At 60.8% G+C, this 23,978-nt stretch carries 24 protein-coding genes and 1 pseudogene; 17 read left to right on the top strand and 8 right to left on the bottom strand.

The annotated features are described in order from the left end of the window. Positions 1-22: 22 nt before the first annotated feature. Positions 23-2,167 carry an ATP-dependent DNA helicase DinG gene (dinG, locus tag ACIQY3_RS04445; RefSeq protein WP_054615949.1) on the bottom strand — a complete coding sequence of 715 codons (2,145 nt, stop codon included), beginning with the start codon at positions 2,165-2,167 and terminating at the stop codon, positions 23-25. Between the two features lie 99 nt (positions 2,168-2,266). On the opposite strand from dinG, the gene ACIQY3_RS04440 reads away from it, so the two are divergent. Then, a complete protein-coding gene (locus ACIQY3_RS04440) occupies positions 2,267-2,731 on the top strand; it encodes a CopD family protein (protein WP_403017704.1) in 465 nt (154 codons plus the stop codon). A gap of 236 nt (positions 2,732-2,967) precedes the next feature. On the opposite strand, the gene ACIQY3_RS04435 is transcribed toward ACIQY3_RS04440, so the two are convergent. From ACIQY3_RS04435 to ACIQY3_RS04420, 4 genes are all read right to left on the bottom strand, one after another. Then, positions 2,968-3,726 carry a collagen-like protein gene (locus tag ACIQY3_RS04435; RefSeq protein WP_403017702.1) on the bottom strand — a complete coding sequence of 253 codons (759 nt, stop codon included), beginning with the start codon at positions 3,724-3,726 and terminating at the stop codon, positions 2,968-2,970. Continuing rightward, entirely contained in the window at positions 3,719-3,997 is a 279-nt protein-coding gene (locus tag ACIQY3_RS04430; protein ID WP_403017700.1) for a DUF1145 domain-containing protein, read from the bottom strand. Before ACIQY3_RS04430 ends, ACIQY3_RS04435 begins: the two co-directional genes overlap by 8 nt. A gap of 150 nt (positions 3,998-4,147) precedes the next feature. Continuing rightward, on the bottom strand, positions 4,148-4,870 hold the full coding sequence (locus tag ACIQY3_RS04425) for an OmpA family protein (RefSeq protein WP_123507340.1): 723 nt from the start codon (positions 4,868-4,870) through the stop codon (positions 4,148-4,150). Between the two features lie 93 nt (positions 4,871-4,963). Then, entirely contained in the window at positions 4,964-5,662 is a 699-nt protein-coding gene (locus tag ACIQY3_RS04420) for an OmpA family protein (RefSeq protein ID WP_403017696.1), read from the bottom strand. Positions 5,663-5,852: 190 nt separating this feature from the next. On the opposite strand from ACIQY3_RS04420, the gene ACIQY3_RS04415 reads away from it, so the two are divergent. From ACIQY3_RS04415 to ACIQY3_RS04400, 4 genes are read left to right on the top strand one after another with little or no spacing between them, the layout of a single operon-like run. After that, a complete protein-coding gene (locus ACIQY3_RS04415) occupies positions 5,853-6,350 on the top strand; it encodes a DUF6231 family protein (RefSeq protein WP_054046975.1) in 498 nt (165 codons plus the stop codon). Between the two features lie 4 nt (positions 6,351-6,354). Then, positions 6,355-6,831 (top strand): YchJ family protein, encoded by a 477-nt coding sequence (locus ACIQY3_RS04410; protein ID WP_403017694.1) that lies wholly within the window; start codon positions 6,355-6,357, stop codon positions 6,829-6,831. A gap of 49 nt (positions 6,832-6,880) precedes the next feature. Then, the gene (locus ACIQY3_RS04405; protein ID WP_403017692.1) at positions 6,881-7,366 is read left to right on the top strand and encodes an LEA type 2 family protein; all 486 of its coding nucleotides are present in this window, start codon (positions 6,881-6,883) and stop codon (positions 7,364-7,366) included. Between the two features lie 5 nt (positions 7,367-7,371). After that, a complete protein-coding gene (locus ACIQY3_RS04400) occupies positions 7,372-7,587 on the top strand; it encodes an SEC-C metal-binding domain-containing protein (RefSeq protein ID WP_054046981.1) in 216 nt (71 codons plus the stop codon). Between the two features lie 202 nt (positions 7,588-7,789). Here the strand turns inward: ACIQY3_RS04400 and ACIQY3_RS04395 are convergent, their stop codons facing one another. Beyond that, positions 7,790-8,347 carry a cysteine hydrolase family protein gene (locus ACIQY3_RS04395; protein WP_403018128.1) on the bottom strand — a complete coding sequence of 186 codons (558 nt, stop codon included), beginning with the start codon at positions 8,345-8,347 and terminating at the stop codon, positions 7,790-7,792. Positions 8,348-8,492: 145 nt separating this feature from the next. Between ACIQY3_RS04395 and ACIQY3_RS04390 the strand changes: the two genes are divergently transcribed. The 11 genes from ACIQY3_RS04390 to pdeM all read left to right on the top strand — a co-directional run bounded on the left by ACIQY3_RS04390 (position 8,493) and on the right by pdeM (position 22,569). Then, complete coding sequence (locus tag ACIQY3_RS04390) at positions 8,493-9,137, top strand: glutathione binding-like protein (RefSeq protein ID WP_403017689.1); 645 nt, start codon at positions 8,493-8,495, stop codon at positions 9,135-9,137. A gap of 211 nt (positions 9,138-9,348) precedes the next feature. Further along, entirely contained in the window at positions 9,349-11,799 is a 2,451-nt protein-coding gene (locus ACIQY3_RS04385) for a penicillin acylase family protein (protein ID WP_403017687.1), read from the top strand. A 230-nt stretch (positions 11,800-12,029) separates the two neighbouring features. After that, entirely contained in the window at positions 12,030-13,061 is a 1,032-nt protein-coding gene (locus tag ACIQY3_RS04380) for a ligase-associated DNA damage response exonuclease (protein ID WP_403017685.1), read from the top strand. Beyond that, positions 13,058-14,746 carry an ATP-dependent DNA ligase gene (locus tag ACIQY3_RS04375; RefSeq protein WP_403017683.1) on the top strand — a complete coding sequence of 563 codons (1,689 nt, stop codon included), beginning with the start codon at positions 13,058-13,060 and terminating at the stop codon, positions 14,744-14,746. Before ACIQY3_RS04380 ends, ACIQY3_RS04375 begins: the two co-directional genes overlap by 4 nt. A 313-nt stretch (positions 14,747-15,059) precedes the next feature. Further along, complete coding sequence (locus ACIQY3_RS04370) at positions 15,060-15,842, top strand: transporter substrate-binding domain-containing protein (protein WP_213937465.1); 783 nt, start codon at positions 15,060-15,062, stop codon at positions 15,840-15,842. A 56-nt stretch (positions 15,843-15,898) separates the two neighbouring features. Beyond that, positions 15,899-16,627: an ABC transporter permease gene (locus ACIQY3_RS04365; protein WP_403017681.1), complete on the top strand. Its 729-nt coding sequence runs from the start codon at positions 15,899-15,901 to the stop codon at positions 16,625-16,627. After that, positions 16,624-17,334 (top strand): ABC transporter permease, encoded by a 711-nt coding sequence (locus ACIQY3_RS04360; protein WP_123405927.1) that lies wholly within the window; start codon positions 16,624-16,626, stop codon positions 17,332-17,334. The genes ACIQY3_RS04365 and ACIQY3_RS04360 overlap by 4 nt, the downstream gene beginning before the upstream one ends. Positions 17,335-17,346: 12 nt before the next feature. Next, positions 17,347-18,465: a succinylglutamate desuccinylase/aspartoacylase family protein gene (locus ACIQY3_RS04355; RefSeq protein WP_403017679.1), complete on the top strand. Its 1,119-nt coding sequence runs from the start codon at positions 17,347-17,349 to the stop codon at positions 18,463-18,465. A gap of 13 nt (positions 18,466-18,478) precedes the next feature. Beyond that, positions 18,479-19,243 carry an ABC transporter ATP-binding protein gene (locus ACIQY3_RS04350; RefSeq protein WP_403017677.1) on the top strand — a complete coding sequence of 255 codons (765 nt, stop codon included), beginning with the start codon at positions 18,479-18,481 and terminating at the stop codon, positions 19,241-19,243. A gap of 183 nt (positions 19,244-19,426) precedes the next feature. Beyond that, positions 19,427-21,913, top strand: a complete 2,487-nt coding sequence (locus ACIQY3_RS04345) for a ligase-associated DNA damage response DEXH box helicase (RefSeq protein WP_403017675.1) — start codon at positions 19,427-19,429, stop codon at positions 21,911-21,913. Next, positions 21,913-22,569 (top strand): ligase-associated DNA damage response endonuclease PdeM, encoded by a 657-nt coding sequence (pdeM, locus tag ACIQY3_RS04340; protein ID WP_403017673.1) that lies wholly within the window; start codon positions 21,913-21,915, stop codon positions 22,567-22,569. Before ACIQY3_RS04345 ends, pdeM begins: the two co-directional genes overlap by 1 nt. 49 nt (positions 22,570-22,618) lie before the next feature. Here pdeM and ACIQY3_RS04335 read toward each other — a convergent pair whose 3' ends face one another. Together ACIQY3_RS04335 and dcd are read right to left on the bottom strand one after the other, a co-directional pair. Then, complete coding sequence (locus ACIQY3_RS04335; protein ID WP_054047009.1) at positions 22,619-22,828, bottom strand: hypothetical protein; 210 nt, start codon at positions 22,826-22,828, stop codon at positions 22,619-22,621. 106 nt (positions 22,829-22,934) lie between these two features. After that, positions 22,935-23,501 (bottom strand): dCTP deaminase, encoded by a 567-nt coding sequence (dcd, locus tag ACIQY3_RS04330; RefSeq protein WP_054047011.1) that lies wholly within the window; start codon positions 23,499-23,501, stop codon positions 22,935-22,937. A gap of 354 nt (positions 23,502-23,855) precedes the next feature. On the opposite strand from dcd, the pseudogene ACIQY3_RS04325 reads away from it, so the two are divergent. Next, positions 23,856-23,978: pseudogene (locus ACIQY3_RS04325) on the top strand (cold shock domain-containing protein); the annotation flags it as partial.

Raw genomic sequence — 23,978 nt, 5'->3', positions numbered from 1 at the left:
GGCAAAACTGCCCACGCGTGTATCAGGAAATTTCACGTCGGAAGGGAGGCAACGCATTCAGGATGGCTTTGCCGTAACGCTGGGTGACCAGGCGCCGATCGAGCAACGTAATGGTGCCGCGATCTTCTTCGGTACGCAGCAAGCGACCGCAGGCCTGGACCAGTTTCAGCGAGGCATCCGGCACGGAGATTTCCATGAACGGATTACCGCCCCGGGCTTCGATCCACTCGGCCAATGCGGCTTCCACCGGATCATCAGGGACCGAGAACGGAATCTTCGCGATCACCACGTGTTCGCAATAGGCACCGGGCAAATCCACGCCTTCAGCGAAACTCGCCAGGCCGAACAGCACGCTGGAATCCCCGCCATCGACTCGCGCCTTGTGCTTGTTCAGGGTTTCCTGTTTCGACAGGTTGCCTTGAATGAACACTTGTTTGCGCCAGTCGCGGTCCAGCCCGTCGAACACGTCCTGCATCTGTTTGCGCGAAGAGAACAGCACCAAAGTGCCCCGGGAACCTTCCACTAGCGACGGCAGATCACGAATGATCGCGGCGGTGTGAGCCGGTGCGTCACGGGGATCGGCTTTCAGGTCCGGCACCCGCAGCACGCCCGCGTCGGCGTGGTGGAACGGGCTCGGGACCACGGCGGTCACGGCTTTTTTCGGCAGGCCGGCGCGCATGCGGAAGCGGTCGAACGTACCGAGTGCGGTCAGCGTCGCCGAGGTCACCAGCGCGCCGTAAGCCACGTTCCACAAATTGCGCCGGAGCATTTCCGCCGCAAGGATCGGGCTGGCGTTGACCTCGATGTCGAACAGCGAGCCGCTTTCCGCCAGGGTCAGCCAACGGGCCATCGGCGGGTTGTCTTCCGGGTCTTCGGCGGTGAATGCGGTCCACAACTCCCAGTTGCCCGAAGAACGGGACAACAGGCTGCCGAACAGCGGATACCACTCTTCGGCCTGGTTGCTGGCGATGCCGATGTTGACCTCGCCGTCCATGCCTTCCTTGAGCAGTTCGGTGAGGCGGGTGAACAAGTCAGTCAAGCGGGCGAAGGCTTTCTTCAGCTCGACGCCCATCTCGCGCATGTGCTCGGGAATCACCCCGCCGACGAAACGATGACGCGGGCGTTCACGGCCTTCGACGTCTTCGCCGGGTTTGAAATCGGCAACTTGCTCGCACGCGGTGAACATGAACTGCTGCTGGGTCTTGATCTCCCGCGCCAGCTCCGGCACCTGTTCGATCAATTTGCCCAGATCCCCCGGCAACGGATGCTGGGCCAGCAATTTGGTGAGATTCTTGGCAGTGGTTTCCAGCCAGTCGGCGGTGGAACGCAGGCGCGTGTAGTGGGCGAAGTGACCGATTGCCTTGTCCGGCAAGTGGTGGCCTTCGTCGAACACGTAGATGGTGTCGCGCGGGTCCGGCAACACGGCGCCGCCGCCCAGGGCCAGGTCCGCCAGGACCATGTCGTGGTTGGTGACGATCACGTCGACCTTGCCCATGCCTTCGCGGGCCTTGTAGAAGGCGCACTGACCGAAGTTCGGGCAATGACGGTTGGTGCACTGGCTGTGATCGGTGGTCAGGCGCGCCCAATCGGCGTCTTCGAGGGCGGTGGACCAACTGTCGCGGTCGCCGTCCCATTTATTGCCCGCGAGCTTCTCGATCATGCTGGTGAACAGCTTCTGGCTGGCCTCATCCACTTCGATCTTGAAGCCTTCTTCCTCGAACAGCTGCGCGGTGGCGGTTTGCGCATGGCCTTCCTGGAGCAACATGTCGAGCTTGGACAGGCACATGTAGCGCCCACGGCCCTTGGCCAGGGCGAAAGTGAAATTCAGCCCGCTGTTGCGCATCAGGTCGGGCAAATCCTTGTAGACGATCTGCTCTTGCAGGGCCACGGTGGCCGTGGCGATCACCAGGCGTTTGCCCGCAGCCTTGGCCGTCGGGATCGCCGCCAGGCTGTAGGCCACGGTTTTGCCCGTACCGGTGCCGGCTTCCACCGCGACAATCGCGGGGTCGCCACTGCGCCGGCCTTCGTCGTCGGTGTCGATGTCACCGAGGACTTTGGCAATTTCGGCGATCATCAGGCGTTGGCCGTAGCGCGGCTTGAGGCTCTTGGCTTCAAGAAAACGCGTGTAGGCGCCCTGGATCGTGGTTTTGAGTTCGGTGCTGATCATGGATTGTCGGGCGCAAAAAACGCTGGATAAATTTTCAGTGGTTTCGGATGGCGGCTATCATACCGCGCTAATTAATCCCGCGCAGAACGGAGTACCTCAATGACCGCTTTTAGCCTCGTGTATACCCTGCATGTCCTGTCCGCCCTGGTGTGGGTCGGCGGCATGTTTTTCGCCTGGATGGTCCTGCGCCCGGCGGCGATGAAGGCCCTGGAAGGCCCCGGCCGGTTGAAGCTGTGGGTAGAAGTGTTTCAAGGTTTTTTCCGCTGGGTCTGGGTCGCGGTGGTGCTTTTGCCGATCAGCGGTGTGGGCATGATTCATCTGCAATACGCCGGGTTTGAGGCGGCACCGCGCTATGTGCAGGTGATGATGGGCTTGTACGTGGTGATGACCGCGCTGTTTATCCGGATTCAGGCATTGTTGCTGCCGGAGCTGCGCACAGCGGTGGACGCGCAGGACTGGCCGGCGGGTGCGGCGGCGCTAGGGAAGATTCGCAAGTTGGTGGGGATTAATCTGATTGTCGGGTTGGTGTTGGTGGCGATTGCGGCGGCTCGGCCGATGTTTTGATGGTTTTGGGGGGATTTTGAGTTTTGTGCTGGACTCAGGATCCACCCCTCACCCTAACCCTCTCCCCAAGGGGTAGAGGGGACTGACCGAGTTGTTTGTTTGAGTTACATCGACCTGAAAGTCCAAGCCGAACTCAAGTTTTGAACGGCATGAAAATCGGCTCCCTTTCCCCCTCTCCCCTCTGGGGAGAGGGTTGGGGTGAGGGGTGGTTCTAATTGACCCACCCCAAAACCCAATTACAACCGCTGAACCGTCACCGCCCCCGCCGCACCCGTAGGCCCTGGCTGGCCATCAACCCCTGGCCGACCGCTCTTGCCGCCATCAGCCTTGTAAACCAGGCATCCCTTGGACTTGCCGCCCGCCCCCGGTTTACCGCCAGGCCCGGCCAGACCACCGGCACCGCCCGCGACCTGAACCTTGATTTGCTCCGCCGGGTAATCCCGTGGCACTTGCAGGCGCACCAGTGCACCGGGCGCGCCGGGCTGGCCGTCGCTGCCATTGCTGCCGTCGAAACCGCGACCGGCCTGGCCCCAGGTGCAACCCGGATCCTCGCCGTTGGCGCCATCCAGACCGACAAACCCTGGCGCACCCGCACCGCCGCGCGCATCGACCGTCAAGGTCGGTGCGTTCAGGGTCTTGATCAGCAAATTCAGGTTACGCCCGGAGCGCGCAGCCTTGAGGTAGGTCCCCGGCGCACCGCGAGCGGTGATCAGGCTGCCTTCGGACAGTTCGGCGCGGCTGACTTTCAGTTCCAGCGCTTGTTCGCCGGGCACGATGGCGATCCGCGCGTCACGCCCCAGGTGCAATTCGCCCACCGTCACTTCCGTCACGTTCGAGGGAATCAGCAAGGTGCCGTAGTCGGCGACTTCAAGTTTTTCCAGCTGCAACGTGCTGGCGGTGTTCGGCAAGCGCATCAGGGAGTTGGTTTCGACACTCACGACCTGGGCGCAGGCCAATGGGCTGATGAGTGCAGCGAGCAGGCAGAGTTTACGCATGGGAAGCCCCTGGTACGGCCGGGGCCGGAATGGTTTGCAGGTGGAAAACGCCAAAGAACAGGATCTTCAGGCGATCACGCCACGGATGGGCGCGACCTTTGAGGCTGCGGTTGCACAGCAGCACTTCGAGAAAATGGATAGTCGCCAGCAGGGCTCCGGCCATACTGACCAACAGGTGCAGCGGATTGATAAACGGGATCAGCAGATTGACCAGCACCACCAACCAGAACAGCAGGGTCAACAGCTTCCCCAGCCCCCAAAACACCTTCATACGCTCCCCCGTTGAGAATTATTCTTTGAGCGCACAGTAACGGCTTCCACAAGGAATGCGCCAGAGGGCAACAGAAAATTCTTCAACATGGCCGCCGGATTGCCGACTTTCGTCGCCCGGCGGCTCTAAATCAAGGTTCTGCGTCATGCGTCAGCGGTTGATGTGCAATTCCACACGTCGGTTTTTCGCACGCCCTTCTTCCGTTTCGTTGTCGGCCACCGGTTGGCTTTCACCCTTGCCTTCGCTGGTGAGTTTGTTCGGCGCCAGACCCTGGCTCAGCAGATAGGCCGCCACACTGCTGGCGCGACGTTCCGACAAGGCCTGGTTGTAAGCGTCCGAACCTTTGCTGTCGGTATGGCCCACCACCTTGATGCTGACCACGTCCGCGTTCTGCAACTTGCCCATCAATGCATCCAGTTGGCTGCGGGCCGCTGGAGTCAGGTCGGACTTGTCGAACGCGAACAGCACGTTGCCGGCATCGCTCAGGGTGATGACTTCGGAGACCGGTGCCGGTTCGACGGGTTTCACGCTGGCCGGGTATTGCGGCAGCGGGCAACCGCGATGATCGACCGGGGTGTTTTCCGGCGTATCGGGGCAACGATCGCGGCGGTCGAAGACGCCGTCGCTGTCTTCGTCGCCATCCTGGGCGTAACAGATCAAGCCACCGGTCAAGATACCGAGCGCCGCACCACCGGCCGCCCAACCGCCACTTTCGATAGCACCCAGGCCACCGCCGACCAGTCCGCCAATGACGCTGCAGATCGGCCAGGTACGTTGATTCAAGGGGGCAGTGCCATCGCTGTGAGTAGCGCAACCGGTCAACAGGCTGCCAAGCAGCAGAACCGGTAAGACGGTCCTTGTGAGAACGCTCATTTGTGAATGCTCCTGTGTTACCGGCCCATACCGGTTACACAGGAGTAAAGACCCGCATCCGCGACTGCACAAGCCGCGGAGCGGAAGGGACTTTTAACGCTCGATTTTGATTTCGGTGCGACGGTTCAACGCGCGGCCGTCCGCAGTTTTGTTATCGGCCACTGGCTGGCTTTCGCCTTTACCGGTTACCGACACGAAGCTGCTGCGTGGTACGCCATCGTGGATCAGGTATTCCACCACCGAATGCGCACGTTTATCCGACAGTTTCTGGTTGTAGGCATCGCTGCCCACGCTGTCGGTGTGACCGGTCACGGTCAGGCGCGCGGTGGACGATTCCTGTTTCAGGCGAGTCGCGACTTTGTCGAGCACCTCTTTATCGGAAGGAGTGAGCGTGGCTTTGTCGAACTGGAAGTGAACATCGCGGATGACGATGGTTTCTTCCTTGACCACCACGGCCTCTTCAACCACTGGTGCAGGGACAGGTGGCGGAGGGCAACCGTCGGCATCGACTTGCACGCCGCGAGGCGTATGCGGGCACTTGTCGCGACTGTCCGGCACGCCATCGCCGTCTTCATCGCCATCGCCGTGCACCCAGCAATAAGCCGCTGCCGTGCCACCGACCAGCAGTGCGCCATACCCCGCCCACGCCGAACTTTCGGTCGCGCCGAGACCGGCACCCACGACACCGCCGACCGCCGCACAGGTCGGCCAGTCGGTTTTCTGCAAACCTGCGCAACCAGTCAACACACTGGTTAGCAGAACCAAGGGTAATGCTGTCCGAACTATGCTCATCTAGTTTTCTCCTGAGGGATCGGCTTAAAACCGATTCAGGGAGTAAAGACCCGAGTTTTAATCTCCGCCAGCAATAGGCCATCGCCGTTTTACCCAATGTTCACGGCAGATCGGCACTTTTGCCACTCAGCGGCTCTAGGCCCGAACGTTGGGGCAGGCTAGTCTTGGCAGTTCTGATTGAGGATCTTTGATGATTGCAGGTATTTCTTCACGCACGCCCCAGCAGGCACTGGCCGCTTTGCTTGACCGCTACGCACCGGCGCGCCTGTTGCTGATCGGCGCCAGCCAGTTCCCGGCACTGGAGGCGTTCAAGCTCGCGCACCCGGACAGTTGCGTCGCCCATGCGGAACCGGGGCCATTGCCGGCGGAGCTGGCAGCGCGGCGCTTTGACCTGGCGCTGGTGGTCGATTGCCTGGAGCACCTGCCCAAGCGCGACGGCCTGAACCTGCTCGGCGGGATCCGCAACCTCAACGCCAGTCGCATCGCGGTACTGGCGGACTTGCCGGCCAGCGGCTGGCAGGAAACCGATTTTTTCTCCCTGGCCCTGCAAGCCAGCGAACGCTTCCAGCGCGATGAGCAGGTGTTGACGCTGTTCACCTATGATCTTCTTGACTATAAACAGGTGCCCGACTGGCTCAATTCACGGTTCTGGGCCAATCCGGAAAACTTCGGGAAATACTGGTGGTAACGCAATGAGTACATCCATTTGCCCTTGCGGCAGCGGCACCCTGCTCGATGCCTGCTGCGGTCATTACCATGCCGGCCATCCGGCTCCGTGCGCCGAGGCCCTGATGCGTTCGCGCTACAGCGCCTATGTGCTGGGGCTGGTCGACTATCTGGTGGCGACCACCCTGCCCGCCCAACAGGCTGGGCTCGATCGCCAGTCCATCAGCGACTGGAGCGCCCAAAGCACCTGGCTGGGCCTGGAAGTGGAAAGCTCCGAGGTGTTTGGCGGTCAACCGGAACACGCTTTCGTCACGTTCACGGCGCGCTGGCACGATGGCGGTGGTGAACACAGTCACCGCGAGCGCTCCTCGTTTGTGCAGAACAACGGTCACTGGTACTTCATCGACCCGACCGTCCAGCTCAAGGCTGGGCGCAACGACGCCTGCCCGTGCGCGAGCGGGCAGAAATTCAAGAAGTGTTGCGCGGGGTATTTCGGCGCGTAGGCTGCGATCTTTTAAAGGCTAGACTGGTTCTCAAGGGAGAACCACCACCATGACCAGTCAGCGCCGCGCCTTACATCTACTCACCCTGCTCGTCCTCTTGAGCCTGGGCGGCTGCATGTCCTGGTTCAGCAACGACGAGCCCGACCCTCAGGTGCATCTGGTCAAAGTCGAAGTGGTACGTGCCAAGCTGTTGGAACAGAAATTCCTCCTGCACTTTCGCGTCGATAACCCCAACGACAGCGACTTGACCGTCCGCAGCCTCGAATACCGCATTCATTTGGGCGACATGCTGCTGACCGAAGGCGAGCACGAGCACTGGTTCACCGTGGGTCCCAAGCGCAGTGCCTATTTCAAAGTACCGATCCGCACCAACCTGTGGCCGAAGATTCGCGACCTGGTGAAAATGCTGAAAAGTCCCAAGCAACCCATCCCCTATCGTCTGGAAGGTGAACTGGAAACCGGTTTATTCATCGCGCACTACGTGCACCTGGCGCGTAATGGCGTGATAATCCCCGCCGATTTAATTCCGGAGTAACCCCGATGACCCAGCAACCCCATGTCCATGGCCCAGACTGCAATCACGATCACGACGATCATGCCCATGACCACCATGATCACGACCATGGCCATGTCCACGGCCCGAACTGCGGCCACGCTCACCAGGAACCGGTGCGCAACGCCCTGAAAGACGTCGGCCGCAACGACCCTTGCCCATGCGGCAACGGCAAGAAATTCAAGAAGTGCCACGGCGCTTGACGCTTCGCGCGGAGATCGTTTTCGCCGGTTGAATCGCCTTCGCGAGCAGGCTCGCTCCCACATTTGAGCTGTGTGAGACCCCATATTGTGGTCACCACACATCCCCTGTGGGAGCGGGCTTGCTCGCGAAAGCGGTGTGTCTGAAACAGTGATGTTGAATGTGCCGCCGCTTTCGCGAGCAAGCCCGCTCCCACAGGGGGTTTCAGTTGGGATTCAAAATCTGCGCGGTGCTGACTACCGTCGCGTATTCGCAATGCAAATTCCCCAGCGACATGGCATGCACTTCTTCAGCGGAATGCGCCTTACCGAAAAAATCCGCCTTGTCGAAGGTGAAACACGCATCCTCCGCCACCCACGCCTCAAACCCCAGGTTGCCGGCTGTGCGCGCCGTGGACTCCACCGAGTTGTGGGTTGCCACGCCAACGATGATCAACTGATCAATCCCCGCCTCTCGCAGCCCCGCCTCCAGCCCCGTCGCACAAAACGCGTCCGGCACCTGTTTCTGAATCAGTTGCTCGCCGGGCAATGGCTGAAACCGTTCCTGAAACTCCACACCCGATTGCTCGGGCCAGAACACCGATTCCGCTGAGCGGGACAGGTGTTGCACGTGGATCACCGGCCTCGCGGTTCTGCGCCAAAACGCCAGCAGATCGAGGATGCGCTCCTCGGCCTGAAGATTATTTCGACGCCCGAGTTTGGGATGCAGGATGCCTTTTTGCTGGTCGATGATGATCAGCGCCGCGTTGGTCTTGAGCTCCATGCTGACTTTTCTCATGTCGGGTCATTGAATTTCACGCACTTCAGCATCACCTCTTCCTACAGGCAAGCTCTCCGGTGCAAACAGGACGACCTAATGCGAGCGGTTGCTGTCCGTCCCTAACGACGTCTATTTTTTGGAGCACTCCATGATCGACCTGTATTACTGGACCACCCCCAACGGCCACAAAATCTCGGTATTCCTCGAAGAGGCCGGCCTCAAGTACAACGTGCACCCGATCAACATCACCCAGAACGACCAGTTCAAGCCTGAATTCCTGAAAATCTCCCCGAACAACAGAATCCCGGCGATTGTCGATCATGAGCCGGCCGATGGTGGCGAGCCGTTGTCGCTGTTCGAGTCCGGGGCCATCCTGCTGTACCTGGCGGAGAAGACCGGCAAGTTCCTGCCCAAAGACCTGCGCGGGCGTCAGCAGGCATTGCAATGGCTGTTCTGGCAGATGGGCGGCCTCGGGCCGATGGCCGGGCAGAATCATCACTTCAGTCAGTTCGCACCGGAGAAAATCCCTTACGCGATCAAACGCTACATCGATGAAACCGCCCGTCTCTACGGCGTGCTGAACAAGCAACTGGCGAACAATGAGTTCGTCGCCGGTGACGAGTACAGCATTGCCGACATGGCGATTTACCCGTGGATCGTGTCCCACAAGTGGCAGAGCCAGAACCTCGAAGACTTCCCGAATGTGCTGCGCTGGTTCAACCACATCCAGAACCGTCCGGCGACGGTGAAGGCGTATGCGATTGCGGCGAAGGTCAATCCGCCGAAATCCTGACCGTTGATCGTTCCCACGCTCTGCGTGGGAATGCAGCCCAGGACGCTCCGCGTCGCTCCAAAGCCGAACGCGGAGCGTCCGCTGAGGCATTCCCACGCAGAGCGTGGGAACGATCACGGTGAAGAAATAACCCCGCCGGCGCTTGCGCGGCCACCTCCTGCTCACTAACGTAGCGCCTTTATTGCGTTACTACCCCCGCAGGAGCTTTGCCATGGCCTCGCCAGCCCTCACACATTTTCTTCCCCGGTTCGGCGTTGCCGCAGCAGTGGCCGGTGTTTTGAGCCTGACCGGTTGTCAGACCTGGAACACCCAGGACACCCTCCCGCCAACCTCCGGTGTGCAGCCGCTCAAGGGCCTGGCGCAGAACGTGTCGGTTCGACGCAATGCCATGGGCATGCCGTTGATCGAAAGCAACAGCTTCCACGACGCGCTGTTTGCCCTCGGTTACGTCCACGCCAGCGACCGCCTCACGCAAATGGTGACCATGCGCCTGCTGGCCGAGGGCCGTCTGGCGGAAATGTCCGGCCCGGACCTGCTCGACGCCGACCGCTACATGCGCGCCGTCAACCTGAAGAAAAGCGCCGGTGAGCTGTACAAAGCCTCTTCGCCACGGCTCAAGCGCTTCTTCGAAGTGTATGCCCGGGGTGTCAACGCCTACCTGTTCCGCTACCGCGACAAGCTGCCGGCCGATCTCGCCGCCAGCGGCTACAAGCCTGAATACTGGAAGCCGGAAGACTCGGCGCTGATTTTCTGCCTGCTGAATTTCAGCCAGTCGGCCAACCTGCCGGAAGAAATTTCCTCGCTGGTGCTCGCCCAAACCGTCACCACCGACAAGCTTGCGTGGCTGACGCCGTCTGCCCCGGACGAAAAACTGCCTGTGGCCGAAGCCGACAAGCTCCAGGGCATCAAGCTCAACGGCGCGATTCCGGGCCTGACGGAAATCACCAAGGCCACCGGGCAACTCTCCGACCTGAATCTGCTGGGCGCCACCTCGTCGAACAACTGGGCCATCGGTCCACAACGCAGCCGCAGCGGCAAAAGCCTGTTGGCCAGCGACAGCCACGGCCCGATGGGCGTGCCGTCGTTGTTCAGCTACGTGCAGATCCGCGCGCCGAAATATCAGGCGGCGGGCGTCAGCATCGCCGGCCTGCCGATGGTTCTCGGCGGTTTCAACGGCAAAGTGGCGTGGAGCATGACCACGGTCATGGGCGACAACCAGGACCTGTTCCTGGAAAAAATCAAACGCCAGGGCAATGGCCTGACCTACGAAGCCAATGGCAAATGGCAGCCGGTGGTGGTGCGTAACGAAACCTACTTCGTCAAAGGCCAGCGGCCTCTGCGCGAAGCGGTGTACGAAACCCGCCACGGGCCGCTGCTCAACAGCGCCCAGGGCCTGACCATGGCCAACGGTTTCGGCCTCGCCTTGCAGACTCCAAGCTTCACCGACGACAAAACCCTGGACGCGTTCTTCGACCTGTCCCGCGCGCAAACCGTCGAGAAAGCCTCGGACGCCAGCCGTGAAATCCGCGCCATCGCCCTGAACCTGGTATTTGCCGACGCCAGCAACATCGGCTGGCAAGTCACCGGTCGCTACCCGAACCGTCGCGAAGGCGAAGGCCTGTTGCCGTCGCCGGGCTGGGAAGGTCGCTACGATTGGGACGGTTACGCCGACCCGATGCTGCACCCGTATGACCAGGACCCGGCCCAAGGCTGGCTCGGCACCGCCAACCAACGGGTTATCCCCCACGGCTACGGCATGCAATTGTCCAATTCCTGGTCCGCCCCGGAACGTGGCGAGCGCATGGCCGAACTGGCCGGCGCGGGCAAGCACGACACACGTAGCCTGATCGCCATGCAGTACGACCAGACCACCACGTTCGCCGCCAAGCTGAAGAAAATGTTTGATGCGCCGGGCATGGCCCAGCCGCTGAAACAGGCGATCGAAGCGTTGCCGGAAGCTGATCGCGGCAAGGCGCGCGAGGCGTTGACGCGTTTGATGGCGTTCGACGGCAAACTCAGCCCGACCTCTGCCGACGCGGCGATTTACGAACTGTTCCTGCAGGAAAGCGCCAAGCAGATCTTCCTCGACGAACTGGGCCCGGAAAGCAGCCCGGCGTGGAAAGCCTTTATCGCGAACGGTAAGTTGTCCTACGCGGCCCAGGCCGATCACCTGCTCGGGCGCGAAGACAGCCCGTTCTGGGATGACGCGCGCACCCCGCAGAAAGAAGACAAACCAGCGATCCTCGCCCGCAGCCTGGCGGCGGCCATCAGTGCCGGCGACAGTCAGTTGGGCGGCGATCACAAAGCCTGGCAGTGGGGCAAACTGCACCGCTACGAGTGGAAGAATGCCAGTGGCCAGACCGTGCGCGGTCCGTTGGCGGCCGGCGGCGATCACACCACGCTGAACACGGCGGCGTTCGCCTGGGGCCAGGACTTCAACACCACGCTGGCGCCGTCCATGCGCTTTATCGTCGACTTCGGCCAGGCCGAACCGTTGATGGGGCAAAACGGTACGGGTCAGTCCGGTAACCCGGCGAGCCCGAACTACCTCGACAGCATCGACCCGTGGCTCAAGGGTCAATACATGAGCCTGCCGATGCAGCCGCAGAACTTTGACAAGGCGTATGGCAAGGCGCGGTTGACCCTGACACCGGGGAAATAACGCTTAACACCGACCCAATGTGGGAGCGGGCGAGCCCGCTCCCACAATGACTGATCGTTCCCACGCTCTGCGTGGGAATGCAGCCCGTGACGCTCCGCGTCACTGGACGCGGAGCGTCCCCAGAGGCATTCCCACGCAGAGCGTGGGAACGATCATCTCGCTAAAACTCGATAGAACTTCTCGCCTCGCAAAAACCTCCTAGCTAACAAGCCCCCCATTTTGGTAACGACATGGACCTTGTTATCGCGCGTCCCGAAGGTTTGTACTGCCCCGCCGGCGATTTCTATATCGATCCGTGGCGTCCGGTAGAGCGCGCGGTGATAACCCACGCTCACGGCGATCATGCCCGCACCGGCAATCAACATTACCTGGCTGCCGCCCCCGGCGAAGGGATCCTGCGTTCGCGCCTGGGCCAGGACATCAACCTGCAAACCCTGCCCTACGGCGATCGCTTGCTGCACCACGGCGTCACCCTGAGTTTTCACCCCGCCGGCCATGTACTCGGCTCGGCCCAGGTGCGCCTGGAATACGGCGGTGAAGTCTGGGTCGCCTCGGGGGATTACAAGATTGAGCCCGACGGCACCTGCGCGCCGTTCGAACCGGTGCGTTGCCACACCTTCATCACTGAATCGACCTTCGGCCTGCCGATCTATCGCTGGCAGCCCCAGGCCCAGGTGTTTGCCGAGATCAATCAGTGGTGGCGGGCCAACATCGCTGCCGAAAAAGCCAGCGTGTTGTTCTGCTATTCCTTCGGTAAGGCCCAGCGCATTCTCCATGGCATCGACGCCAGCCTCGGCCCCATTCTGGTGCATGGCGCGGTGGAACCGCTCAACCAGGTTTATCGCGACAGTGGCGTTCATCTACCGCCAACGATTTATGCCGGCGATGTAAAAAAGAACGACCCGATCATGCGCCAGGCCCTGGTCCTTGCCCCACCGTCAGCCGGTGGCAGCACCTGGATGCGCCGCTTCGGCGACTACAGCGACGCCTTCGCCAGCGGCTGGATGCGCTTGCGCGGCACGCGGCGGCGGCGCGGTGTGGATCGGGGCTTCGTGTTGTCGGACCATGCCGACTGGCCGGGCCTGCTCTGGGCCATCGAACAGACCGGGGCTGAACGGGTGATGGTCACCCATGGCTCGGTCGCGGTGCTGGTGCGGCATCTGCGTGAACAAGGGCTGGATGCCCAGGGTTTCAGCACCGAATACGGCGATGATGAAGAAGACCACGGCGTTGTCGTGGAAATTGCCGAGGTGCAACCATGAAAGCCTTCGCCGAGTTGTACGCCGAACTCGACGCCACCACCTCGAGCAACGCCAAACTGGCGGCGATGCAGGTGTACTTCGCCCAGGCCGCGCCGGAAGATGCCGCGTGGGCGGTGTATTTCCTGTCCGGCGGCCGGCCTCGGCAGTTGGTGCCAGTGCGCGCATTGCGGGAGTTGGCGGTAGAGATTTCCGGGCTCTCGACATGGTTGTTCGAAGAGAGTTATCAAGCGGTCGGCGACCTCGCGGAAACCATTTCGTTGGTGCTACCCGAAGCGCCCCACAGTTCTACCGAAGGCCTGGCGGTGTGGATCGAAGACAAACTGCTGCCACTGCGCGGTGAAACCCCGGAGTTTCTGGCCCAGCGCCTGCCGGCCCTGTGGGCGCAACTCGACCGCCCCAGCCTGATGCTCTGCATTAAGTTGATCACCGGCAGTTTTCGCGTCGGCGTGTCCAAGTTGCTGGTGACCCGGGCGCTGGCCGCCATGGCCGGGCTCGACAGCAAGCGCGTGGCTCAGCGGCTGGTGGGTTACACCGACCTGTCCAATCGCCCGACGGCGGCCCACTACCTCAAACTCATCGCGCCGCCCTCTGACGACGAACATGCCCAACGGGGCGGCCAGCCGTACCCGTTTTTCCTCGCTCATGCCCTGTCACAACCGGTGGAACAGTTCGAGGCGCTGCTCGGCCCGGCCAGCCAATGGCAGGTGGAATGGAAGTGGGATGGCATCCGCGCTCAACTGGTCAAGCGCGAGGGCCGGTTGTGGATCTGGTCCCGGGGCGAAGAACTGGTCAGCGAGCGTTTTCCCGAACTGGATGTGCTGACCCACGGCTTACCCGACGGCACGGTGATCGACGGGGAAATCGTCGCCTGGAAATCGACCCATCCCATCACCGAGGACGCCTTCGACCCGCAATCGACAACGCCCCCGGCGGTGCAACCCTTCGCCCTGCTGCAACAACGCATCGGCCGTAAAACCCTGGGCAAGAAAATCCTCGACGACGTGCCGGTGGTGTTACTCGCCTACGACCTGCTGGAATGGCAAGGCGAAGACTGGCGCAACCACACCCAGGCCGAACGGCGCACCCAACTGGAGCAGGTGATCGCCCGGTGCAACAGCCCGGTGCTACTGGCCTCACCCGTGCTGACCGGTGAAGACTGGTTCGACCTCGCCCAACAACGGGAAGCGTCGCGGCGACTCGGAGTCGAAGGCATGATGCTCAAGGCCCGGGATGCGCTGTACGGCGTGGGACGAACCAAGGACATGGGCGTCTGGTGGAAATGGAAAGTCGAGCCTTTCAGCGTCGATGCGGTGCTGATCTATGCCCAACGGGGCCATGGCCGCCGGGCGAGTCTGTTCAGCGACTACACCTTCGCCGTATGGGACGGCCCGCCCGACGCCAGCGAGCGCACGCTGGTGCCGTTCGCCAAGGCGTATTCGGGCCTGACCGACGAGGAAATGCGTCAAGTCGACAGCATCGTGCGCAAAACCACCGTGGAGAAGTTCGGGCCGGTGAGCAGCGTGAAGCCGAGCCTGGTGTTTGAGCTGGGGTTTGAAGGAATTGCCCTGTCCCGGCGCCACAAGAGCGGGATCGCAGTGCGGTTTCCGAGGATGTTGCGCTGGCGGCAGGATAAGACGGTCGAGGACGCGGATAACCTCTCAACCCTGCAAGACCTACTGAGCTAAACCCAATAAAAATGTGGGAGCGAGCCTGCTCGCGAAAGCGGTGTATCAGCTAACACTAATTTGACTGAGACTCCGTCTTCGCGAGCAGGCTCGCTCCCACAGTGGATCTGTGCCGATATGATCTATATTGGTGCAAGAAATTTCCGCCGCCCATTTTCGTGCACAAATGCGTCACATCCTTTTCTTTAATCACCTTTTAAAACGCTTGTTCGGGACTCTGGTTCGGAAATTGCTACTTTCATTAGGTCTTACGCTTTCCAGTAACAATAATTCTGCGCCACAAGCGCTCATATTGGTTCTTAGGGATTGAATAATGAAAAAAGCATTGCTGACCCTTTCTGCACTGGCGTTGTGCATGGCTGCCGGCTCCGCGCTGGCCAAGGAGTACAAAGAACTGCGTTTTGGCGTTGACCCTTCCTACGCACCCTTCGAGTCCAAAGCGGCCGACGGCAGCCTGGTGGGCTTCGATATCGATCTGGGCAATGCGATCTGCGCCGAGCTGAAGGTCAAGTGCAAATGGGTCGAAAGCGATTTCGACGGCATGATTCCGGGCCTCAAGGCCAATAAATTCGACGGTGTCATCTCTTCGATGACCGTCACCGAAGCCCGCGAAAAAGTCATCGACTTCTCCAGCGAGCTGTTCTCTGGCCCAACCGCTTACGTGTCGAAGAAAGGTTCTGGCATTACCACCGACGTGGCTTCGCTCAAGGGCAAAACCGTCGGCTACGAACAAGGCACCATCCAGGAAGCCTACGCCAAAGCCGTTCTGGACAAGGCTGGCGTGAAAACCCAGGCCTATCAGAACCAGGATCAGGTGTATTCGGACCTGACTTCCGGTCGTCTCGACGCCGGGGTTCAGGACATGCTGCAAGCCGAATTGGGCTTTTTGAAGTCGCCACAGGGCGCCGATTACGAAGTCAGCAAGCCGATTGATGCGCCACTGCTGCCAGCCAAAACTGCTGTCGGTATCTCGAAAGGTAACAAAGACCTGAAGGCACTTCTGGATAAAGGTATCAAAGCGTTACACGACGATGGCACCTACGCCACCATTCAGAAGAAACACTTTGGCGATCTGAATCTGTACAGCGGCAAATAATGCCCGGCGCCCATCTCGCGATGGGCGCTTTTTTTATTCGATCAGGTTGCTGATTTATGTTCGAAAACCTCTTACAAAACCTGGGGCTCTCAGCCTTCAGCTTGAAGGGCTTCGGTCCCTTGCTGTTGGAAGGCACCTGGATGACCATCAAATTATCGGCGTTGTCGCTGCTGGTGGCCGTGTTGCTCGGCCTGCTGGGCGCCAGTGCCAAACTGTCGAAATCCAAATTGGTGCGCTTGCCTGCCCAGCTCTACACCACGCTGATTCGCGGCGTGCCGGACCTGGTGCTGATGCTGTTGATTTTCTACAGCCTGCAAACCTGGTTGACGACGTTCACTGAGTACATGGAATGGGAATACATCGAGATAAACCCGTTCAGCGCCGGGGTCATCACCCTGGGCTTCATTTATGGCGCGTACTTCACTGAAACTTTCCGTGGGGCAATCCTCGCCGTGCCACGGGGCCAGGTCGAAGCCGCCACCGCGTATGGCCTCAAACGTGGCCAGCGTTTCCGCATCGTGGTGTTCCCGCAGATGATGCGCTTCGCCCTGCCGGGCATCGGTAACAACTGGATGGTGATGCTCAAGGCCACCGCGCTGGTGTCGATTATCGGCCTCGCCGACCTGGTCAAGGCTGCGCAGGACGCCGGTAAAAGCACCTATCAATTGTTTTACTTTTTGGTCCTCGCCGCGTTGATCTACCTGCTGATCACCAGCGCCTCCAACTTCGTCCTGCGCTGGCTTGAACACCGCTACGCCGCCGGCTCCCGGGAGGCCGTACGATGATCGAACTCTTGCAGGAATACTGGAAACCCTTCCTTTATAGCGACGGTTACCACATCACCGGCCTGGCCATGACCATGTGGCTGCTCAGCGCGTCGATCTTCATCGGTTTTCTGGTGTCGATCCCGCTGTCCATCGCCCGGGTGTCGCCGCACTTCTACATTCGCTGGCCGGTGCAGTTCTACACCTACCTGTTCCGAGGCACGCCGCTCTATATCCAGTTGCTGATCTGCTACACCGGGATCTACAGCCTGGCTGCCATTCGTGCGCAACCGGTGCTGGACGCGTTCTTCCGCGATGCAATGAACTGCACCATCCTCGCCTTCGCCCTGAACACCTGCGCCTACACCACGGAGATTTTCGCCGGGGCGATCCGCAGCATGAACCACGGTGAAGTCGAAGCGGCCAAGGCCTATGGTCTGACCGGCTGGAAGCTGTATGCCTACGTGATCATGCCCTCGGCCCTGCGTCGCTCGTTGCCGTATTACAGCAACGAAGTGATCCTGATGCTGCACTCGACCACCGTGGCGTTCACCGCGACCATCCCCGACATCCTGAAAGTCGCGCGGGACGCCAACTCGGCGACCTTCCTGACCTTCCAGTCGTTCGGCATCGCCGCGCTGATCTACCTGACCGTGACCTTTGCGCTGGTCGGCCTGTTCCGTCTCGCCGAACGCCGATGGCTGGCCTTCCTCGGGCCGACCCACTAGGACTCTCTGCAAATGCGCCACCAGATACATGACTTGCTGGCCCCGCTGCCGGGGACCGCACGACAGATTCACAGCTTTCACTTCGGCCCCGCGTCGGCCAAAGGCAAGATCTACATCCAGTCGTCCCTGCACGCCGATGAAATGCCCGGCATGCTGGTGGCCTGGCACCTCAAGCAACGCCTGGCGGAGCTGGAAGCCGCCGGGCGCCTGCGCAGCGAAATCGTGTTGGTCCCTGTGGCCAACCCGGTGGGCCTGGAACAGGTGCTGATGGATGTGCCGCTGGGCCGCTACGAGCTGGAGAGCGGGCAGAACTTCAATCGCTGGTTTGTGGATTTGAGCGAAGAGGTTGGCAACGAGATCGAAGGCCAGCTCGGCGACGATTCGCGGCACAACCTCGAACTGATCCGCACCAGCCTGCGCAACGCCCTCGCCCGCCAGACCGCCGGCACGCAACTGCAATCCCAGCGCCTGACCCTGCAACGGCTGGCCTGTGACGCGGACATGGTGCTGGACCTGCATTGCGATTTCGAAGCCGTCGCACACCTTTACACCACGCCCGAGGCCTGGCCGCAGGTCGAGCCGCTGGCGCGCTACATCGGTGCCGAGGCGAGTCTGCTGGCTACCGATTCCGGCGGTCAGTCGTTCGATGAATGTTTCACGCTGCTTTGGTGGCAGTTGAAGGAACGCTTCGGCGAGCACTTCGATATTCCGTTGGGCAGCTTCTCGGTCACCGTCGAATTGCGCGGCCAGGGCGATGTGTATCACCCGTTGGCCAGCAACGACTGCCAGGCGCTGATCGATTACCTGATTCACTTCGGCGCCATCGCCGGCGAAGCGGCGCCCCTGCCCGAACTGCCCTACCCGGCCACGCCGCTGGCCGGCGTTGAACCGGTGGCCACGCCGGTTGGCGGGTTGCTGGTGTTCTGCGCGGTGCCGGGGCAATACCTGGACGCCGGGCAACTGATCGCCGAAATCATCGACCCGATCAACGATCGCGTCACCCCCATCCATTGCACCGCCGCCGGGTTGATGTACGCCCGTTCGCTGCGACGCATGGCCACTGCCGGCATGGTGATCGCCCACGTCGCGGGCACCGAAGCCTATCGCAGCGGCTACCTACTTTCGCCTTGAGGATGCATGCCCCATGTATAAATTGACCATCGACGGCCTGCATAAAAGCTATGGCGACCATCATGTGCTCAAAGGTGTTTCGCTCAAGGCCAACACCGGCGACGTCATCAGCCTGATCGGCGCCAGCGGCTCGGGGAAAAGTACCTTCCTGCGCTGCATCAACTTCCTCGAACAACCCAACGACGGCGCCATGAGCCTGGATGGCAAAGACATCCGCATGGTCAAGGACCGTCACGGCATGCACGTGGCCGATCCCGATGAACTGCAACGCATCCGCACGCGCCTGGCCATGGTGTTCCAGCACTTCAACCTGTGGAGCCACATGACCGTGCTGGAAAACATCACCATGGCCCCGCGCCGGGTGCTGGGTTGCAGCAAGGAAGAAGCCGAAGACCGTGCCCGACGCTACCTCGACAAGGTGGGCCTGGCGGCGCGCGTTGCCGACCAGTACCCGGCGTTTCTTTCCGGTGGCCAGCAACAACGGGTGGCGATTGCCCGTGCACTGGCGATGGAGCCGGAAGTCATGCTGTTCGACGAACCGACCTCGGCCCTCGACCCGGAGCTGGTGGGTGAAGTACTGCGCGTGATCCAGGGCCTGGCCGAGGAAGGCCGGACCATGATCATGGTGACCCACGAAATGAGCTTCGCCCGCAAAGTGTCGAGCCAGGTGTTGTTCCTGCACCAAGGGTTGGTGGAAGAAGAAGGCGCGCCGGAGGATGTGCTGGGCAGTCCGAAGAGCGAGCGGTTGAAGCAGTTCCTCAGCGGTAATCTCAAGTAACGCATTGCACGATCCCCTGTGGGAGCGGGCTTGCTCGCGAAGGCCTCTTGTCAGGCAACGATGATGCTGCCTGACAAGAGGTCTTCGCGAGCAAGCCCGCTCCCACAAAAAATAAAGCAATTCAAACTTGTCGTATCCCGCCGCGGTCACTGAAAGAACACTTTCAGAGCGCAAACCGCCGGCATGGGAACCTCCCCCGATTACGCCAAACAATGGTTCACCCTCCGTGGCTGGAAGCCGTTCGCCTTTCAGAAACAGGTGTGGACCGCAATTAAACGTGGCGAGTCCGGGTTGCTGCATGCCAGCACCGGCGCCGGTAAAACCTATGCGGTGTGGTTCGGAGCACTCAATCGCTTTGCCTCCTGCGTCGCGCCGGTTGAAACACCGCGTAAACGCAAACCGGTTGCCGAACCGCTGACCGTGCTGTGGATAACTCCGATGCGCGCCTTGGCCGCCGACACCGCGCGCGCCCTGGAGGCGCCGTTGCACGACTTGCAGATTCCATGGAGCGTCGGCCTGCGCACCGGTGATACCAGCAGCAGCGAACGCGCCCGACAGAGCCGACGCCTGCCCACCACACTGATCACGACCCCGGAGAGCCTGACCCTGATGCTCGCCCGGGCCGATGCGCAAACCGCGTTGTCGACTTTGCGCATGGTGGTGGTCGACGAATGGCACGAACTGCTCGGCAATAAGCGCGGCGTGCAGCTGCAATTGGCCCTCGCCCGATTGCGTCGTTGGCATCCCGAATTGATCGTCTGGGGCGTTTCCGCGACGCTCGGTAATCAATCCCACGCCGAACAAGTCCTGATCCCACAAGGTGGCGGCATCAGCGTCCAGGGGCAGACCAGCAAGGACCTGCGCGTCGATACCCTGTTGCCACCGGCCATCGAGCGCTTCCCTTGGGCCGGGCACATAGGTTTGAAAATGTTGCCGCAAGTGGTCGCCGAGATCGATTCCAGCCCCAGCAGCCTGGTGTTCACCAACACCCGCGCCCAGTCGGAGATCTGGTATCAAGCCTTGCTGGAGGCGCGCCCGGATTGGGCCGGGTTGATTGCCTTGCATCACAGTTCGCTGTCCCGAGATACCCGTGACTGGGTTGAGCGGGCCCTCAAGGACGGGCACCTCAAAGCCGTGGTCTGTACGTCGAGCCTGGACTTGGGCGTGGACTTCCTGCCGGTGGAACGCGTGCTGCAAATTGGCTCGGCCAAAGGCGTGGCGCGGCTGATGCAGCGGGCGGGACGCTCCGGGCATGCGCCAGGACGCGTCTCGCGGGTGACGCTGGTGCCGACCCACAGCCTGGAACTGATCGAAGCGGCCGCCGCGCAAGATGCCGTGGCACAACGGCGGATCGAACCTCGTGAGTCACCCTATAAACCGCTGGATGTGTTAGTGCAGCATCTGGTCAGCATCGCTTTGGGCGGTGGGTTTATTCCCGATGAACTGTACGAAGAAGTCCGCAGTGCCTGGACTTATCGTGACCTGACGCCGGCGGATTGGGCCTGGGCGCTGGCCTTCGTACGTTACGGCGGACTTTCCCTGACAGCCTATCCGGATTATCGCCGGGTCGAGCCCGATGAACAGGGCATCTGGCGTGTGCCGGATGCACGCTTGGCACGCCGCCATCGCATGAGCATCGGCACCATCGTCAGTGATGCGAGCATTCAGTTGAAGTTCTGGAGCAAGGGCGGCGGTGGCAAGACGCTGGGCAGTGTCGAGGAAGGGTTTATCGCCCGGCTCAAACCCGGCGATGGTTTTCTGTTCGCCGGACGTTTGCTGGAGCTGGTGCGCGTCGAAAACATGACCGCGTACGTACGGCGCAGCAATGTAAAAAAAGCCGCAGTACCGCGTTGGAATGGTGGGCGCATGCCATTGTCCAGTGAGCTGGCCCAGGCCGTGGTCGCGCGTTTCAGTGCAGCGGCATCGGGTCATTTCATCGGCCCGGAAATGACCGCGCTGCGTCCACTGCTGGAGGTGCAGCAACGCTGGTCCGGTTTGCCGACCGAGAGTTCGCTGCTGGCTGAGGCACTTAAGTCGCGCGAGGGCTGGCATTTGTTCCTCTATCCCTTCGCCGGGCGCCAGGTGCATTTGGGGTTGGCCAGCCTGCTGGCGTGGCGGGTCAGTCAGCGGCAACCGGTGACGTTTTCGATTGCGGTCAACGATTACGGTCTGGAATTGCTCAGCGCAACACCCATTGACTGGTCTCTACATCTGAATCCCGATTTGTTCAACGCCGAGCACCTGCTGCCCGACGTGCTCGACAGCCTGAACGCTGGCGAACTGGCGCTGCGGCGTTTTCGCGAGATCGCGCGGATTGCCGGCCTGGTGTTCGCCGGCTACCCCGGCGCGCCGAAAAGTACGCGACAGGTCCAGGCATCGAGTGGCTTGTTTTTCGAAGTGTTCAAACAATACGACGCCGACAATTTGTTACTGGCCCAAGCCGGGGAAGAAGTCCTACGGGAAGAATTGGATATTCGGCGACTGGAGCAGACCTTGGCCCGCATCAACAACCTGAGATTCGACTTGCATCAGATCAAACGTCCTACACCACTAGGTTTTCCACTGCTGGTGGAACGGATGCGCGAAAGCATGAGTTCCGAAAAACTGGCGGATCGAATCCGGCGCATGGTCGGCGATCTCGAGAAAACCGCGCAGACCGGGAAAGCCTGATGGGCACGTCTTATCCCGTGCGCCTGGCCGGCGAAGATCTCTGGCTGCTACCCGAGAAAGCGGTTTACTGGCCTGCCCAGCAAGCGCTATTGATCGCCGATGTGCATTTCGGCAAGGCGGCGGCCTATCGCAGCCTCGGTCAACCCGTGCCTCGGGGTACGACTGCGCAAAACATCGCGGTGCTGGATGGGTTGCTGGCGGCCCTGCCCTGTCGTCAGTTGATATTCCTCGGTGACTTCCTCCACGGGCCCGGTTCACACGCCGTGGACACCTTGAAGGCGCTGACAGGCTGGCGAGAACGCCATCGCGATCTGCCGATGACGCTGATTCGCGGCAATCATGACAAACGGGCGGGAGATCCGCCGGCCTCGCTGAACATCCGCGTGGTGCCCGAACCAATGTTGCTGGGACCGTTTGCCCTGCAGCATGAACCGGATCCCCACCCCGGCCGCCATGTCCTAGCGGGGCACGTGCACCCGGTTTATCGGCTGAACGGCAGAGGGCGTCAAAGCTTGCGCCTTGCGTGTTTCAGGCTGGGGACGGAAATCAGCCTGTTGCCCGCATTCGGTGCGTTTACCGGCGGGTATCAAGTCGAAGCGGACGAGAGCTGTAGGATCTTTGTCATCGGCGACGACGAAATATGGCCAGTCAGCTGAAGTCTTCAGAGACTACAGCTGACTGGCCATTCTTTTTCAACAGCAGGTATCAGGCAACAGGCGCCGGAGGCGGCTCATCCGGCAGGGTTGGCTCACCGGGTTCGGTAGGCTGTTCGTTGGGGGTATCGGGATCGGGTTGGCCGGGGATGCCCCCTGCCATATTGATTGGCGGATGCGCCAACAAGGACCAGGCCAGAACGCCGACCTGATTGGGCTCAAGCCTAGCCAGTTCGGCGCTGATTTGCGGATCGATCTTCATGGAGCACTCCTGAGCAGTGGCCCGGTTCGCTGTGCGCAAACCGGGCAGTACACCCAATAGAGTGTCTACCTGCAGAAGAATTCCCGTGAACTGTCAGATGGACGGATCAGGTGCGTGGCAGGGTGACGCCGCGTTGGCCCTGATACTTGCCGCCACGGTCCTTGTAGGAGACTTCGCACTCTTCGTCGGATTCAAAGAACAGCATCTGTGCGACACCTTCATTGGCGTAGATTTTCGCCGGCAATGTGGTGGTGTTGGAGAATTCCAGGGTCACGTGGCCTTCCCACTCAGGCTCGAGCGGCGTCACGTTGACGATAATGCCGCAACGGGCGTAGGTGCTTTTACCGAGGCAGATAGTCAGCACGTTGCGCGGGATGCGGAAAAATTCCACGGTGCGCGCCAGGGCGAACGAGTTCGGCGGGATGATGCAGACATCACTGGTCACATCGACGAAGCTCTTTTCATCAAAGTTCTTCGGATCGACGATTGCCGAGTTGATGTTGGTGAACACCTTGAATTCACCGGCGCAGCGTACGTCGTAGCCATAGCTCGACACGCCGTAGGAAATCAGCCGCTCGGCACCTTCGCCGCGCATCTGGCGCTCGACGAACGGTTCGATCATGCCGTGCTCTTGCGCCATGCGGCGAATCCACTTGTCCGATTTGATGCTCATGGCGGGTGTCCTGAATAGCGAGGTGGAAAAATTCTGTCCGGCATCTTACTAGGCGCGCGCTCCGGGTTCAAAGCGCAGGTATTAATTCTCGCCGATCCCCCCTGATTGCAGGGCCTTGGGGTCAATAAGATGCACCGTCAGTCACGAAAACAGAGAAACCTTCGCAAGAAGCATTGGCACGTTCCGGAAAAAGGGTTAAGGTGGCGCCACTGTGCTGCTTGTGTCACTGAGAATCTCTACACGATATGTTGAATTTCGATCCAACCATCTACAAGAATTTTTCCTGCTCTTTGCTCTCAGTCTCGGCCAGGGTTCTTCCTGCGTCGCAGTTATCTTTGTTCAAGGAGTTACACCATGTCTAATCGCCAAACCGGTACCGTTAAGTGGATAAACGATTAAAAAGGCTTCGGCTTCATCACTCCACAATCCGGTGACGACCTGTTCTTACACTTAAAAGCTATCCAATCCGACGTCATC

The sequence above is a fragment of the Pseudomonas sp. NPDC096950 genome, from assembly GCF_044762525.1.
Taxonomy (GTDB): Bacteria; Pseudomonadota; Gammaproteobacteria; order Pseudomonadales; family Pseudomonadaceae; genus Aquipseudomonas.
This window is presented reverse-complemented; position numbering and strand designations above follow the sequence as displayed.